This window comes from Nostoc mirabile CHAB5784 (assembly GCF_020829645.1).
Classification (GTDB): Bacteria; Cyanobacteriota; Cyanobacteriia; order Cyanobacteriales; family Nostocaceae; genus Nostoc; species Nostoc mirabile.
Window position 1 is genome coordinate 62,557 of record NZ_JAIVFS010000014.1, and the last position, 14,612, is coordinate 77,168.

Annotated in this window: 13 protein-coding genes and 1 pseudogene; 8 read left to right on the forward strand and 6 right to left on the reverse strand. The window is 43.1% G+C overall.

Annotated elements, in window-relative coordinates; genetic code table 11:
* The first annotated feature begins 527 nt into the window (after window positions 1-527).
* The 8 genes and pseudogenes from LC653_RS11965 to LC653_RS12000 all read left to right on the forward strand — a co-directional run.
* The gene (locus LC653_RS11965) at window positions 528-2,297 is read left to right on the forward strand and encodes a pentapeptide repeat-containing protein (RefSeq protein ID WP_229494684.1); all 1,770 of its coding nucleotides are present in this window, start codon (window positions 528-530) and stop codon (window positions 2,295-2,297) included.
* 39 nt (window positions 2,298-2,336) lie between these two features.
* Complete coding sequence (locus LC653_RS11970) at window positions 2,337-2,567, forward strand: hypothetical protein (protein ID WP_229494685.1); 231 nt, start codon at window positions 2,337-2,339, stop codon at window positions 2,565-2,567.
* A 200-nt stretch (window positions 2,568-2,767) separates the two neighbouring features.
* Window positions 2,768-3,115, forward strand: a complete 348-nt coding sequence (locus tag LC653_RS11975; protein WP_229494686.1) for a hypothetical protein — start codon at window positions 2,768-2,770, stop codon at window positions 3,113-3,115.
* Window positions 3,105-3,392, forward strand: coding sequence for a hypothetical protein (locus LC653_RS11980; protein WP_229494687.1), 288 nt, complete (start codon window positions 3,105-3,107; stop codon window positions 3,390-3,392). The genes LC653_RS11975 and LC653_RS11980 overlap by 11 nt, the downstream gene beginning before the upstream one ends.
* 164 nt (window positions 3,393-3,556) lie before the next feature.
* On the forward strand, window positions 3,557-4,627 hold the full coding sequence (locus LC653_RS11985) for an LOG family protein (protein ID WP_229494688.1): 1,071 nt from the start codon (window positions 3,557-3,559) through the stop codon (window positions 4,625-4,627).
* A gap of 492 nt (window positions 4,628-5,119) precedes the next feature.
* Window positions 5,120-6,442, forward strand: coding sequence for a D-alanyl-D-alanine carboxypeptidase (locus LC653_RS11990; RefSeq protein WP_229494689.1), 1,323 nt, complete (start codon window positions 5,120-5,122; stop codon window positions 6,440-6,442).
* A gap of 289 nt (window positions 6,443-6,731) precedes the next feature.
* Window positions 6,732-7,949: an HhoA/HhoB/HtrA family serine endopeptidase gene (locus tag LC653_RS11995; RefSeq protein WP_229485576.1), complete on the forward strand. Its 1,218-nt coding sequence runs from the start codon at window positions 6,732-6,734 to the stop codon at window positions 7,947-7,949.
* 129 nt (window positions 7,950-8,078) lie between these two features.
* Window positions 8,079-8,396 (forward strand): annotated as a pseudogene (locus tag LC653_RS12000) (Type 1 glutamine amidotransferase-like domain-containing protein); the annotation flags it as partial.
* A gap of 9 nt (window positions 8,397-8,405) precedes the next feature.
* Here LC653_RS12000 and LC653_RS12005 read toward each other — a convergent pair.
* The 6 genes from LC653_RS12005 to LC653_RS12030 form a co-directional block, all read right to left on the reverse strand.
* Window positions 8,406-9,368, reverse strand: coding sequence for an endonuclease/exonuclease/phosphatase family protein (locus LC653_RS12005; protein ID WP_229494691.1), 963 nt, complete (start codon window positions 9,366-9,368; stop codon window positions 8,406-8,408).
* Window positions 9,369-9,441: 73 nt separating this feature from the next.
* Complete coding sequence (locus LC653_RS12010) at window positions 9,442-10,344, reverse strand: MBL fold metallo-hydrolase (protein WP_229494692.1); 903 nt, start codon at window positions 10,342-10,344, stop codon at window positions 9,442-9,444.
* Window positions 10,345-10,355: 11 nt separating this feature from the next.
* Window positions 10,356-10,739 (reverse strand): aspartate 1-decarboxylase, encoded by a 384-nt coding sequence (gene panD / locus LC653_RS12015; protein WP_229485580.1) that lies wholly within the window; start codon window positions 10,737-10,739, stop codon window positions 10,356-10,358.
* Between the two features lie 162 nt (window positions 10,740-10,901).
* A complete protein-coding gene (locus LC653_RS12020; RefSeq protein WP_100901064.1) occupies window positions 10,902-11,414 on the reverse strand; it encodes an inorganic diphosphatase in 513 nt (170 codons plus the stop codon).
* Window positions 11,415-11,941: 527 nt separating this feature from the next.
* Window positions 11,942-12,127, reverse strand: a complete 186-nt coding sequence (locus tag LC653_RS12025; protein ID WP_109011461.1) for a TLTLP motif-containing protein — start codon at window positions 12,125-12,127, stop codon at window positions 11,942-11,944.
* Window positions 12,128-13,622: 1,495 nt separating this feature from the next.
* On the reverse strand, window positions 13,623-14,594 hold the full coding sequence (locus tag LC653_RS12030; protein ID WP_229494693.1) for an Npun_F2552 family protein: 972 nt from the start codon (window positions 14,592-14,594) through the stop codon (window positions 13,623-13,625).
* Window positions 14,595-14,612: the final 18 nt, after the last annotated feature.

Here is a 14,612-nt window from a genome sequence, read left to right on the forward strand (position 1 = left end):
TATCCCCGATAGTTATTCCGTAGTTAATTTTTCACTTTTGCAAAGCTATATAGCCTGCTTTTTATCGATTCTTTCAGATGCTTTAGATCAAGCAGCAAAGTTTAGACTTCAATTTTAGTTGTCATTTTTCCGCAATGTTCACGCTGTTGTACAGTAGGATTCTTCCTAAGAATTGCAACTCTCACAAACAGTAAGTATTATTTTTACATCAGACTAGTAAATATCTTGGAAAAAAAGTATAACAAATTAGCCAAAGGCGGAAAATAACTTGATTCTTGAAAGAATTTTTCTGATGACACTTTATTTGCATCAGGAGAATAAACTTGAGCTTACTACAGGTTAGCGAGAAGCTGCTCTTCAGGAACAGCGTTGGTGTAACCCATCGGAGAAATCGCCAAGGCATGATATTTTTCGTGTAGTATTTATTGATACTATTAATTTTTGGCAATGGCAAGCAAACTACCATAGAAAAATTTTTAATTCCGGATTATCAAAGCAGTAATTTAAATGTAACAACGGACACAGAAATGTCAACATATTTATCTCAAGTTTGGCAACTGCTGAGAAATTATGTGAGGGATATAAGGTTAGAAGAGATGCCAAAGACCACATCTGTAAAAACCGAAGCAGTTTTACCTCTAGGAAAAAGTATTAAAGAACCCTATAAAAGCGTTAAATTTGGTCAAGATAATTTACAGGAAAGTTTATGGTTTCAAAGGCTGGAAGAAAGTTTAGAAAAATGGACAATACCAAAGAGCGGTTTGACTTCTAAAATCGGCGATGGGACATCAGGCACACTATCTTCTGGATTTTCCTTTAGAGTGTGCGATCGCCAGATGCATGAAGAGATTTATGATTTACTGGGCAATGGGGCGCTGAAACCAGAAATAGTCAACCAACTAATGGAATTGGTTGTGACTGGTCAAAAAATTCGCCCAGAACTGCTTTTTTGGCGGTTAGAAGATTTTTATCATCGCTGGTCTCAGGGAGAATTTATCGATGGGACACCAGATGATAACCTACCTCAAAAAACAATGTTAAAGCTAGCGGCGCAAAATATTGCGATCGGGCTGAGACAGGTTGACATATATACAGGGCTAAACGTACTAATTTTACTGTTAGAGTTACACCGCTACGCCCAAGAGCGAGATCAACTCAAACAAAAAATTACCTTCTATCCATCTGCTCAACCAGACACAGACAATTTTTTCACATCCCAACTGCTGCGGATCATCAACTATAGCGATGCCCTGGAAATTGGCAATTTTAGCAGTATAGTCGGGCAATTTCTCAGAGGCGGCAACTTTAACGGTGCTTACCTGGGCGATGCCAACCTCACTGGGGCAGACTTTAGGGGTGCTGACCTAAGCCTTGCTTATCTCGGCGATGCCAACTTAACTGGCGTAAACTTCAGTGGTGCCAACCTTAGCGGTGCCAACCTCGGCGATACCAACCTCAGTGGTGCCAACCTCAGTGGTGCCAACCTCAGTGGTGCTGACCTCAGCAGCACCAACCTTAGCGGTGCAAACCTTAGCTGTGCCAACCTTAGCCGCGCCGACCTCAACCGCGCCGACCTTAGCAGCACCAACCTCAACCGCGCCGACCTCAACCGCGCCGACCTCAACCGCACCGACCTCAGCAGTACTAACTTTAGCCATGCCGACCTAAGTAACGCTATCCTTTTCGGTGCAAATCTGAGTGAAGCCAACCTCCGCAGCACCAACCTTAACCATGCCGACCTCTGTCGTGCCGACCTCAGTGGTGCTGATTTGAGTCACGCCATCCTCAACGGTACTAACCTTAGTGACACAATTCTTTTCAGTACCAACCTTAGTGATGCCATCCTCATCGCCGCTGACCTCAGCTATGCCAAACTTAACGGTGCCAAGCTTAACAACGCCAGACTCAACGGTGCAATGTTCTTAGGCGCAGACCTCAGTGGTGTAGACCTGAGTCGGGTAATCCTCAACGAAGCCGACCTCAGTGGGGTGATTCTCAGCGAAGCCGACCTCAGTGGTGCCGACCTCACCGACGCGATCCTTTTCGGTACAGACTTCAGCTATGCCAACCTTAACAGTGCTAACCTCAGTGGCAGTAACCTCAGTGGTGCTATCCTCAATGGTGCGGATCTTAGCCACAGTAACCTTAGCTACGCTATTCTCGGTGGTGCTGACCTTAGCGACGCCAATATGGAAAAAATGACCTGGGGTAAAAAGCAGCAGTGGGAAGGTGTGCGGGGATTAGAAACAGCAGTTAATGTGCCGGAGGCGTTGAAGGAAGAACTGGGATTGAATTGAGGGGGATGAGGGGAAAAGCCAAGCTTTGAACATTACCTTTTGAGTTCTGAACACGACTTTCCGAGTTCTGAACAGGACTTTCCGAGTTCTGAACACGAACTTCCGAGTTCTGAACACGAACTTCCGAGTTCCGAACACCATCGTTCGAGTTCCGAACACCATCGTTCGAGTTCTGAACACGACCTTCCGAGTTCCGAACACCATCGTTCGAGTTCCGAACCTGACTTTCCGAGTTCTGAACACCATCTATGGATATCTCAGCTTGAATGATGAACTCAGAAACAGCAAATGTCTAATTATTAGCACAGTGCGATCGCCTTTTCTCTTCCTCCGTGTCGCGCCAGTTGCTTCAAGTCTCTTAACCGCAAGGGCGCACTGGGTTACGGGATCTAGACTCTTTTGAATCGCGTTTAGAAAACACTTTAGAAGCAAAACTGAAAATTAGTTTTATTCAAAATGATGAAAACTGGTTGACGAATAAAAATACCCGTTTCTTGTTTATCCTTGACGGGTTTGATGAATTGCATATTGAGGCTAGAACCAACGTCAATCTAGAAGCATTTATCAAACAAGTCTCTGGATTTCAGCAGGAGTGCAAAAATTACCCGGAAATGGGACATCGGGTGTTAATCACTGGTAGGTCGATGTCTTTACAAGGTATCCCTTACTTGCCCCGCAATTTAGAGCGGGTGGAAATTGTCGAAATGGATGGACAACTCCAACAAAAATGGTTAGATAAGTGGGAAGAATTACCAGCTAATAAAGGGAAAACCGCAGCCTTGAAGCAGTTTTTACAAAGTGATCGACTTGAACTTTAGTTCAAGACAGGGAGAGGTTCGTCGAACTCACGGTGAACATCATCTTCCGAGTTCTGAACACGACTTTCCGAGTTCCGAACACGACTTTCCGAGTTCCGAACACCAACTTCCGAGTTCCGAACACGACTTTCCGAGTTCCGAACACCAACTTCCGAGTTCCGAACACCATCGTTCGAGTTCTGAACACGACCTTCCGAGTTCCGAACACCATCGTTCGAGTTCTGAACACGACCTTCCGAGTTCTGAACACCATCTATGGATATCTCAGCTTGAATGATGAACTCAGAAACAGCAAATGTCTAATTATTAGCACAGTGCGATCGCCTCTTCTCTTCCTCTGTGTCCTCTGCGCCTCTGCGGTTCGTCATTCTTCGGCATATCCCGCTTGCTAGAGTGTGAGTAGTTCACGTAAAATATAATGCCATTGTTGCGGCAGTTCTCATGACCTCATCTGCGTCGTTTGACACATTAGAGTCTTTACAGGCGAATATCGCTGAATTGATCGCTCAGTTACCGACATTAAAAAATCGGCAATTTATTCAGCAAGCACTTGCTACTATCGTTCGTCTAGCTGATACCGAAATTGAGCGTCTCGACTGGAAAATATTGTCGGCTGCTTTAGCAGATATGGAGCGCGGCTTCCAACTCTTTTATAATTACCGACACGTTCGCAAAATCACCGTCTTCGGTTCTGCTCGTCTAGCGCCAGATACACCAGAGTACCAAATGGCCCTTGAGTTTGCTCGCGCTGTTTCTGAATTAGGATTCATGGTGATGACCGGCGGTGGCGGTGGAATCATGCAGGCGGGTCATGAAGGGGCTGGGCGAGAAAATTCCTTTGGATTAAACATTCAGTTACCCTTTGAGCAAAAAGCGAACCCGTTTATAGAGGGTGATCCCAAGCTAATTAACTTCAAATATTTCTTTACCCGCAAGCTGTTTCTCCTCAAAGAAAGTGATGCTATAGCCTTATTTCCGGGAGGTTTTGGCACTCAAGATGAAGCTTTTGAATGCATGACATTAACCCAGAATGGTAAATTTGGCCCAGTACCTCTAGTTTTAATCGATCGCCCTGGTGGTGATTACTGGCGGTCTTGGAGCGAATACATTCATAAGCAACTAGTGCAAAATGGTCTTGTCAGTCCTGAAGACCCTAGCCTTTACACGGTAACAGACAACTTGGATGTGGCTTATGATGCCATTACTCGTTTTTACCAGGTTTATCACTCTTGTCGATATGTAGGCGATAAATTAGTCATCCGCCTGAAGACAGATATATCAGACGCTCAGGTAGAGCAACTGAATGCTAATTTCAGCGACATTATTATTCAAGGACGGATTGAAAAAAGTCAGGCATTACCTCAAGAAGCACAAGATGAAACTGTTGGACTACCCCGGCTCATTTTGTACTTCAATCAACGCGACTTGGGGCGCTTGTATCAGATGATTGCCACAATTAACCGGATGGGTACTCCTTCAGCAGAGGATGCAGCGCATCCAGAAAGAAAGTAGGTGTTAGCTAATTCGTAATTCGTAATTCGTAATTCGTAATTTGTAATGACGCTCACGGACTCCTTCTCTTTGAGACGCTAAGAGCGAACGCGCTGCGCTAAGGTAATTTTAGGGTTTGAGTCCCGTATTAAATTCTAAAATTGTTGCTCTATAATTAGTCGGGGTAGGAATCCTTAACTAATTCAATTACGAATTACGAATTACGAATTACGAATTATTTTGATGAGATGCGATCGCTTCATACCTGTCCATAAACTTTTCTCATAACTAATTCATATCATTACCTCAGCTAGAGATTTTTTATTCCCATGCGGTTATCTTCCTGAGCAATGGGCATTTTGGCATTGTCAAAGGAGCCGCGAAAACAATATGATTCACCCTACTTACAGATGAGAAAAACAGCAGTTATTATGACTCAATACTGATTCTTGTAAAAAAGCTTGTATATTAGCACAGTAAACACTGTGTCACATCTTATCAGAGGAATAGAACATGCTGGAATTATTGGGTTCAGGTTTGGTGTCGCTCTGGCTAGAGATGGCCGGGGTACAAATCAAACCTCTAGATGCCTTAGATGCTTTGACTTGGCAAAGTAGCCCTGGCTTGGTTCTTGCCCCTGATCCTAATCCAACTGGAGCTACTACGGTGCAGGAATATCTGAAACAGCTAGTAACATCGAAACTGATAGCGCAAAATCTGGCCCAGAGTCAGGGAATTTGGATGCAGTCGGGGCCGATGCTGATGGCAAATCACCAAGGTACAACACCTCTGCCAGCTGCCTCTTTAACCAAAATTGCTACTTCACTAGTTGCTTTGAAAACTTGGGGGCCAGACTACCAATTTGATACCTTAGTTAGTGCCACTAGGCCAGTGGTAAATGGGGTTGTGCAGGGCGATTTGGTAATTACTGGTGGTGGCGATCCTTTGTTTGTTTGGGAAGAAGCGATCGCTGTTGGTAATACTCTCAATAAAATGGGTATCAAGCAGGTAAAGGGAAATTTGATCGTTAATGGCAGTTTTGCCATGAATTTCCAACGTCAGCCGATGCTAGCAGGTATGATGCTCAAGCAAACACTAAATCGTGCGACTTGGGCCCGCCCCGCTATTTATACACACTCAATCATGCCCAAGGGAACGCCCAAGCCTCAAGTTGTCATTGCTGGTGCGGTGAAAGTTGAGGCGCAACCAAACCCTCGACAAACTTTGTTATTGCGTCATCGCTCATTGCCCTTGAAACAACTAATCAAGGAAATGAATGTTTATAGTAACAACGATATGGCAGAGATGCTAGCAGACTCAGTGGGAGGAGCCACTGTAGTGCAATCAACTGCTGCTCACCTTGCGAGAGTGCCACAACTAGAAATTCAGTTAATCAATGGTTCTGGATTAGGGCCGGAAAATCGCATTTCTCCCAGGGCTGCTTGTGCCATGTTGATGGCTATTCAAGGTGAAGCATCTGCCCATCAACTGAATCTGGCTGACTTGTTCCCCATGTCTGGATTTGATCACAGGGGGACACTATATTCCAGACACATTCCCCTTGCTACTGTGATTAAAACTGGCACTCTGCGGGATGTGAGCGCTTTGGCGGGAGTGATGCCCACACGCGATCGCGGTTTGGTTTGGTTTGCTATTATCAACCGGGGGACAAATGTCTGGGGTTTGCGGACTGGACAAGATCAACTGTTGCAAAGTGTTGTAAAACAATTACAACTACCTCCAACTGTTCCTGTTACCCTAACTCCCCACTCAGCCATCAACTCTTTACCCCAACTAGGCGCAGCTAATCGGAATGAAATTTTATTCAAAAGTTAGTTCATCTATAGTTCACCGTTAGAACAGAGAGTAAGCCAGTCTCATTCGCAATCCAAAAGTTTTATTGATGGGTAAAAACCGAACTTGTAAAGGGTAAATGTCCATAATAGCTTTTGGGTTAAATTTTCTATTAACTTGATTACAGGTAGTTCGCAAAATGCCCTAACCCCATTATTGGGGAGAGCAGGCGAAACCCCAAGTAAAAAGCCAACGTCAATTTTGTAAAAATAACTGTAAATAGATTTGTCACGACTAAGCAACAATTAAGCTTATAAATCAGGTTGTGATTATGCGATTTCTCAAATTACCCAGGTCTTTACGCCAACTCAGTACTCATGTTTTAGCGATCGCGCTAGGGGTTCTGCTAACCGTTAGCACATTGCAAGTGTTGCCCTCGCAAGCCGAACCAGCACCCCCAGTAATTGTTAGAGATACTTCACAACTGATTGCCCAACGGCAATCACCAGCCACTGCTGCGATCGGTAACACCAGCTTTGTGACAGCAGCAGTGAATCGTGTTGGTTCAGCAGTTGTTCGGATTGATACTGAGCGGACAATTACTCGTCGCGTTGATCCATTTTTGGAAGACCCCTTTTTCCGTCGGTTTTTTGGTGACGGTTTCTCTCAACAGATGCCTCCAGAGCAGCAGTTACGCGGTGTAGGCTCAGGTTTCATTATTGACAAGAGCGGGTTAGTTCTGACTAATGCTCATGTGGTTGATAAAGCTGATAAAGTAACAGTCCGGCTCAAAGATGGTCGCACCTTTGAAGGGAAAGTTCAAGGCATTGATGAAGTCACAGATTTGGCAGTAGTCAAAATTAATGCTGGTAACGATTTACCAGTAGCGCCCTTGGGTTCTTCCAGTAACGTCCAAGTAGGAGACTGGGCGATCGCAGTTGGTAATCCTTTGGGATTTGATAACACCGTTACCTTGGGAATTGTCAGTACCCTCAAACGTTCTAGCGCTCAAGTCGGCATTAGCGATAAACGCTTGGATTTCATTCAAACAGACGCCGCCATTAACCCTGGTAACTCTGGCGGGCCACTATTGAATGGCCAAGGTGAAGTGATTGGCATTAACACAGCCATTCGTCCTGACGCGATGGGTATTGGGTTTGCAATTCCTATTGATAAAGCTAAAGCGATCGCCGCCCAACTGCAACGTGATGGCAAAGTTGCTCACCCCTATCTAGGTGTGCAAATGCTAACTTTGACACCCGAACTTGCCAAGCAAAATAACACCGATCCCAATTCTCCTATTCAGATACCAGAAATTAATGGTGTTTTTGTCATGCGAGTTGTCCCCAATTCTCCAGCAGCATCTGCGGGTATCCGGCGTGGGGATGTAATTCTTCAAGTTGATGGTAAAGCTATTACCAGTGCTGAACAATTACAGAACGTTGTGGAAGACAGTCGTCTTGGTCAAGTATTACAGGTGAAAGTGCAACGAGGTAATCAGACACAGCAGCTTTCAGTCCGCACAGCCGAGTTGCAAAATGCTTCGTAGAGGAGCAATATAGCCGATTTTAATTGTGTGGAATAGTAGGGGCACAGCAATGCTGTGCCCTTACTGCGTGTTGTATACAAAATGACAATTCGATAGAAGACTTGACATTATCATACAAGAAAAAAATACAATGATATGCCAATAATTGAATCGATAAGTTTTCAAGGATTGAATTTAGTTCCTTTTCAAATAAACCCACACTATACAAATGCAGTAATCCCAAATCACAATGGAGAGACAAGAGAACAAAGACTGGAAGAATTCTTAGTTTTCAATCCAGATATTTATGTTGTAGGGTTGCCGGAAGGAACAATGTTAAAAATTGAAGATTCATCTATCAGATTGATTGGCAACAAAACGATATATTTATTCAAGTTTGGAGAAAAAAAAGAGTATTATCCTAATGATAATTTGGATTTTCTTCTTGAAAGAGTTTCTTCTGGATGATGACCATTTTTAAATGACTAAATCGCTTAATAGCATCCGATGGTCGGAATTTCCACCTTTGATAGTTTTACAATCTACGACTTTGATATCATTACTAACAAAAATATGATCTATAGGCAGCTTAAGTACGCCTATAATCAAGGCTGGTAAGTGAACTTGAGTTGTCGGTTCAATCCATGAAGGTTCTACTCCAAAGCCTAGTTTTGTATTGTGTAGTTCCGTTTTTTCAACTAGTCTTTTATAGTAGGGCGACCAAGGAGTTAGGTTTAAGTCACCTGCAAATATTAGTCTTTTATCCTTTTGAGTTTGCAAGTACTGAGTCACTTCAGCTAATGCGGTGTTACGCCTAGTAAAAAGATCAGGTTTGATCGGTACTGAAGGGTGGGCTGCTACCAAAGTGATATTTTTAGTGCCAATTTTTACAGATGTGGTTAAAATCGTTCCTGCACTTAGTGTCTTTCCTTGAGGATTTTCCAACCCAAAGCGGCTAAAAACAGCCAACCTACCACCACGAGTCCGGTAAGCAAAGGGTAAAGTATCTTGCAGGTGCCCGGTTAGTTCCTTCATAGCTGGCGGGCTGATCTCGATTAATACAGCTATGTCAGGCTTTTGCTGTTCAACGAGATTAGCGACAGATGTCAACTGAGTATTTTTCTTGTTGATGTTAAATTCTATAATTCTAAGAGATTCGCCTCGCCCTTGGTGGCTATTAGGCAGATACCAAGGTAATATCCAAACGCTATTAAACGCTAGCAAAGCAAGAGCAAAAAACAGTGTGCCTTGCCAACGAATTCCAGCGAACCAAGCACACAAAATCCCGATAGTGATGAGTAAAGAGACTAAAAAGTAATAAACTCTGCCGTGACTTAATAACTCGAAAGGATACCGCCAAACGAAACCAACACCTATTGAAAGAAGGGCAGTAATCCCTAGTAGAATGTTCAATAAAATTTGACTGTAAGACTTTAACATTTAATACTGATATTTACACAAAAAGGTACCGGCATCGCTCTACACCGATTTCAAAGTGCCAAGGTAGTCTAAATCACTTACCAACAAGTAATACTAGACCTTCATGAGCTAGTATTGCTTGAGGAAAGGCAGATTTAATATCGACTTGAACCTGGTCAAGAAAATCATCATGGTCATCTGGGTGATGATGAGAAATGGCTAGCCGTTTAACCCCAGCAGAAAGAGCTGCATTCACCGCAGCTTGCCAGAGTAAATCAGCAGAGTCATGGTTATGAGACGTAGGAGGAGTGTAAGTGGCATTGGCAATCAGCAAGTCAACGCCTTTAATAAACTGTAAAATCCGCTCTCGCTCGACTTGATCGGCATTCTGGTGCAAATCCGTGATGTAAGCAACACTATACTCTTGCCAAGTGACTCGGTAGCCAACTGACCTCTGAGTTTGATTAATTAATGCAGTTGTAATGGTGACATCATCTAGCTTCACGTCACTTTCTGGAGTCAAATTGTAAAACTGCAATTCCGACTGCATTACCTGTAAAGGGTAAGGAAAGTGTGGCTGGAGCATCTGATCGTACAGACATTGTTTGATTGAGGCTCCATTTGATGCAGCTGTGCCGTAAATGTGAAAACAATTTTCCACAATAAATGCTGGAGCAAAAAAGGGAAACCCTTGAATTCTGTTTGATTGGCAGTTGGTAAAAAATAAATGGGCTTCTAATGGCTGTTGCAGTTCTTGCCAAGTTTTACCCAGTATACGTAAGCCAGTACCGCCATCAAAAATCAAGCGTTTCCCAGCTACATGCATTTCTACACAAGCGGTATTACCACCATAACGATTGGTATTGCTACTTGGAGTGGGAATCAAACCTCTTACACCCCAAAATTGCACGATAAATTCACCTGCTGGGCTACTTGGCAGGGTAGATGATTTTTCTCTTATGTAGCTCTGGGAATCCGACAACTCAAAATTTGACATTTTCCTTGAAATTAGACCTTACTGAGCAGGTCATCGTAGTGCCGCACTTCCAACAGCCTGTTTTTTTCGTCCACAATGACTACCGTAGGAGAGTAACTTTTTAACTCTTCTAGAGTGAACTGCCCGTAAGTCATTATAATCAAGCGATCGCCAATAATGCCTAGACGTGCCGCACCCCCATTTAGCTCAATTATTCCTGAATGGGCTGGAGCCGGGATCGCATAAGTAATAAAACGCTGACCGTTGGCATTATTAACTACTTGCACCTGCTCATAGGGTAAGATGCCAGCTTTTTCCAAAAGCATTTCATCGATGCTGATACTACCCACGTAGTTGATATTCGCCCCCGTGAGGGTGCAGTTATGAATTTTTGCCAAAAGGAGAGTGCGCTGCATTTGAGTTTGGGGTTGGTGGCAGATTTTAAAATCCGTAACAAGCGAAAGTTATCAAAGTGAGGAGTTAGCAGTGAGGAGTGAGGAGTGAGGAGTAAGAAATAAAAATTCATAACTCTTAACTCATAATTCTTAACTCCTAACTCTTAACTCCTAACTCTTTTATTATCCTCTGTAAGCTTTGACGGATTTTTCTACTAAAGCTGCAACTTTGTCCACATCTTGCCAACCGAGAATCTCAGTCACCTTTTTTTCCAAATTTTTATAACTACGGAAAAATTCGGCAATTTCATCTAAGCGGTGTGGCGCTAAGTCATTCAGGGATTTGACCTGAGTGTAGCGCGGATCTTTGTCAGGAACACAAAGGATTTTCTCATCGCGATCGCCACCGTCAATCATCTCCAAGAAGCCAATCGGTCGTGCGGCAATCACACAGCCTGGAAAGGTTGGCTCGTCAATTATGACCATGCCATCTAAAGGATCGCCATCATCAGCCAAAGTATTGGGTACAAAGCCGTAGTCATAAGGATATTGTACCGAGGAATAAAGTACTCGGTCTAGAGCAAAAGCTTCTAGTTCCTTGTCGTATTCGTATTTATTTTTACTTTTGCCAGTAATTTCAATCAGAACGTTGATTAGACCGGGTTTCGGTTGGGCAGGAATACGAGATAAGTCCACAAAAACTCCTCTGATAACAATGAATCATGGGGGCACTCAGTCAGCTTCGCTCCCCGTGTAGAATTTTAGGGCAATATGGATCTCTTCCCAACGTATTCATTTCACGAGATAGGGCATTGAAAAGAGGCAGAGGGGCGGGGTGCTGCTCTTGCTGAGGGGAAAGAGCTAATTTTTTATTCTCCCCCCTGCCCCCTGCCCCCTGCCCCCTGCCTCCTGCCCCCTGCCTCCTGCCCCCTGCCCCCTGCCTCCCCTTCATCTCTGCCACTCCTATTGAAATGGAAAAAGCGTTGTGAAGAAACTTCGCAACGCTTTTTCCAAGAGGGTATTATTATCTCCCGCCCTTAATTGCTGTTGGGGGGGTTTATTTCTGCCCGTACTCTGTCAAGACAACTGAAATCTGGAGTCACACAATACAGATTTCAGCTTATTCCTGATGAACTACATCCAAATCTAGAGAAATTTTCTTAAAATCAGCTTTCTCCTTTTCTGTAGCTTTCCTGTTGGTGAAATGCTACTGTAAAGCTTTATCAATCTTGACTTCCTTTGAAATTTTGAACCAGGGGCTGCTGGTTATTTTGAACATCAGTTGAAGAATAGTGGGCGATAACAAATACGGGTAGAATGAGAGTTAATAGAGCGATCGCAGTTCCCACAATGTCTGCCAAACGTTGGGAATATGTGTCGGTATTGGCAGACTGGCTATTTGAATTCATACAAAATTGAAGTTCTTCGTAACACTGTGTAGGTCTACTCTCTGATTGAGAGTCTTAATTCTATGTTAGCTATTTTTAAACTGTAGAATGTGTAGCATCCTACAATCTAAACCAGTTCTATAACTGTCATAGTAGCCTTTTTATACATGGGCTTCTTAATACAAAGTTACAAGTAAACAAATCATGTTTTATTTTGCAATTAATATTTTCAGATGTTTCCCTGTATGGTGTAATGGTTCGCATACGCAAAGCCAACTTTGACAGCATCATAAATTACATTTTTTCGCTGCTTAAAGATTAATTAGCAAAACATATTTCTCCGATACTTCATGATTATAACATCCTAAAACGCCTTTGATAAGGTCATTTTACTTGAATTGCTTATTTGTGATACAGGACACAAATTAGCAATTGCACTGATAGATATTCAGTGCTTTTGATTGTTATACAGTAGTTATACATAAAAATCTTTGACGCTAGAGAAGAAATGGATAGGAATAATTTTTGTAACCAAGGATAGCTACCGAATAAATACAGATGCATCAACTATGTGTGCAGCATGGATTCAGTGATACCACTAAACAAATATTTTAGAATTTAAATTTTAAAACCTATGTGATATCACAGGAATTTTGTCAATCTATATGTAGGTAGATTCAAAAATATTTTATATCATGTCCGACTTAGTACTTAGTCAAAAGCGAGCGTTCGCGCAGCGTCTCTAAGAGTTGCGCGGCAATCCCAAAGCCAAGGGAATTGCTTCATTTCACTTCGTTGCATACCCAACTCTTGGAGAGGCTGCGCCAACGGGAACGCCAAGGGCGAACGCAATGACATATCGTAAGTAATTTGCCGAACTTGATATTAGAAGGTGGCGTAGAGGTGTAGGAGTTATCGCCAAACTTTGCTCATATCTGAACAAAATACCCAATCCCAATTTCCTAACCCTAAATCCGTATAAGTTTTTGGATAAATTAAAATCTAAGACGCAATACGCTTGGGTTAAGGCTAAAACTCTTTATCAAAGTCAAATTTTTAACGAACCGCAGAGGCGCAGAGGAAACAGAGAGAAGAGAAAAAATGCTTAACCCAAGCATATTGATCTAAGACGAGAAATTGTATAACAAATTAATCAGCTAAAAAAACCGCCACTAACTATCATAGGGCGGTCTGGTTAAGCAATCGGAGGGTAATTACAGATTAGTCTGCTAATAAATCAAATTGCTGTAACGAAGTTTGCATTAAATTGGGGAGTAGGGAGTAGGGAGTAGGGATTGGGGATTGGGCACAATACGGTTCGGTTAGTGATATTTTGCCCAGCAGATCCCCCCAACCCCCCTTTTTAAGGGGGGCTTTATAACCCTCTTTTACCCCCTTTTTAAGGGGGTCGCCGCAGGCGGGGGGATCTTAACCGAACCGTATTGGGATTGGGCATGTGTTACGGGTTATGGGTTATTGTCTCCTTGTCCGCCTAATCTCCCCCACTCCCCACTCCCTACTCCCTTCCATAAACACTCATTGGTTCCTTGATAAATCGGGTGTAAAGATGCTTAAACGTAGACTTAATTACGCGGGGCATACCAAAATCGATGGGCATCAATTTGTCTGGTAGCCGCCAATCTTGTATTTTTAATAAGTCAGGATTTAAATGCGGAAACTCTATGGCAGCTAGTTCTGGACAAACTCCTAGCCTTTGGGAAGCTGCAACTGTGGGCACTTGTTCTGGAGGAACATTGAGGATTTCTACCATTGCCCGATCTAAGGCAAATATATCTGATGCGGCTGCTAAAATGCCGAGTTGGCGAGGTTCACCATTACTGGGGCCATTTCCTTCATGACCGATGATGCCATCTAATATGGTTAAATTAGGGTTAATTGCCCTGGCAGTTTCTACTAACATTTCACCAAATCTATTCGCATCTTTTCCAGCTTCCATGTGCCACCAAGCTTTCATTTTACCGGGGACGCAACCAAACAAGTTTTTTACGCCCAGTGTTAATGTCAATTGCATGTGTGATTTCACTTTAGGTAAGTTAATCACTACATCTGCTTCCATTGCTTCTTTAGACAGTCGCAGATGGTTAAAATTCTCACTAATGGTTTGGTAACGCTGACCGTGAAAATCGATGATGGGAAGATTGAGTTCTTCTAAAATAGGCAGATAGCCGTTTGCTACTGCTACGCCCTTGGCACTGCCAAAAGCAGGACTATCGCCCAAAAATGGCTTACCGCCAACCTCAATTACCATCTTGGCAACTTCGTAAACTAGTTCGGCACGGGTGATACACTCTTTACCAGGACGCGTACCTGTAAGTAGATTCGGTTTGAGTAAAACGCGATCGCCTTTTTTTACAAACGCTGCTATTCCTCCAAAAGGTTCCAGGAGAATGACTAAGGATTCTCGTAAAGCCTCTCGTTCGTAAGATGTAGCCCGAATAAGACTAACAGATGGTTTTTGAGTCTGCATAGATAAATGGGGATAGAG

Excerpts from the sequence above, each read along its gene's own strand:
- LC653_RS12005 (WP_229494691.1), bottom strand. The coding sequence starts at position 9,368 with ATGTTAAAGTCTTACAGTCAAATTTTATTGAACATTCTACTAGGGATT.
- LC653_RS12010 (WP_229494692.1), bottom strand. The coding sequence starts at position 10,344 with ATGTCAAATTTTGAGTTGTCGGATTCCCAGAGCTACATAAGAGAAAAA.
- panD (WP_229485580.1), bottom strand. The coding sequence starts at position 10,739 with ATGCAGCGCACTCTCCTTTTGGCAAAAATTCATAACTGCACCCTCACG.
- LC653_RS11995 (WP_229485576.1), top strand. The coding sequence starts at position 6,732 with ATGCGATTTCTCAAATTACCCAGGTCTTTACGCCAACTCAGTACTCAT.
- LC653_RS12025 (WP_109011461.1), bottom strand. The coding sequence starts at position 12,127 with ATGAATTCAAATAGCCAGTCTGCCAATACCGACACATATTCCCAACGT.
- LC653_RS12030 (WP_229494693.1), bottom strand. The coding sequence starts at position 14,594 with ATGCAGACTCAAAAACCATCTGTTAGTCTTATTCGGGCTACATCTTAC.
- LC653_RS11990 (WP_229494689.1), top strand. The coding sequence starts at position 5,120 with ATGCTGGAATTATTGGGTTCAGGTTTGGTGTCGCTCTGGCTAGAGATG.
- LC653_RS11965 (WP_229494684.1), top strand. The coding sequence starts at position 528 with ATGTCAACATATTTATCTCAAGTTTGGCAACTGCTGAGAAATTATGTG.
- LC653_RS11985 (WP_229494688.1), top strand. The coding sequence starts at position 3,557 with ATGACCTCATCTGCGTCGTTTGACACATTAGAGTCTTTACAGGCGAAT.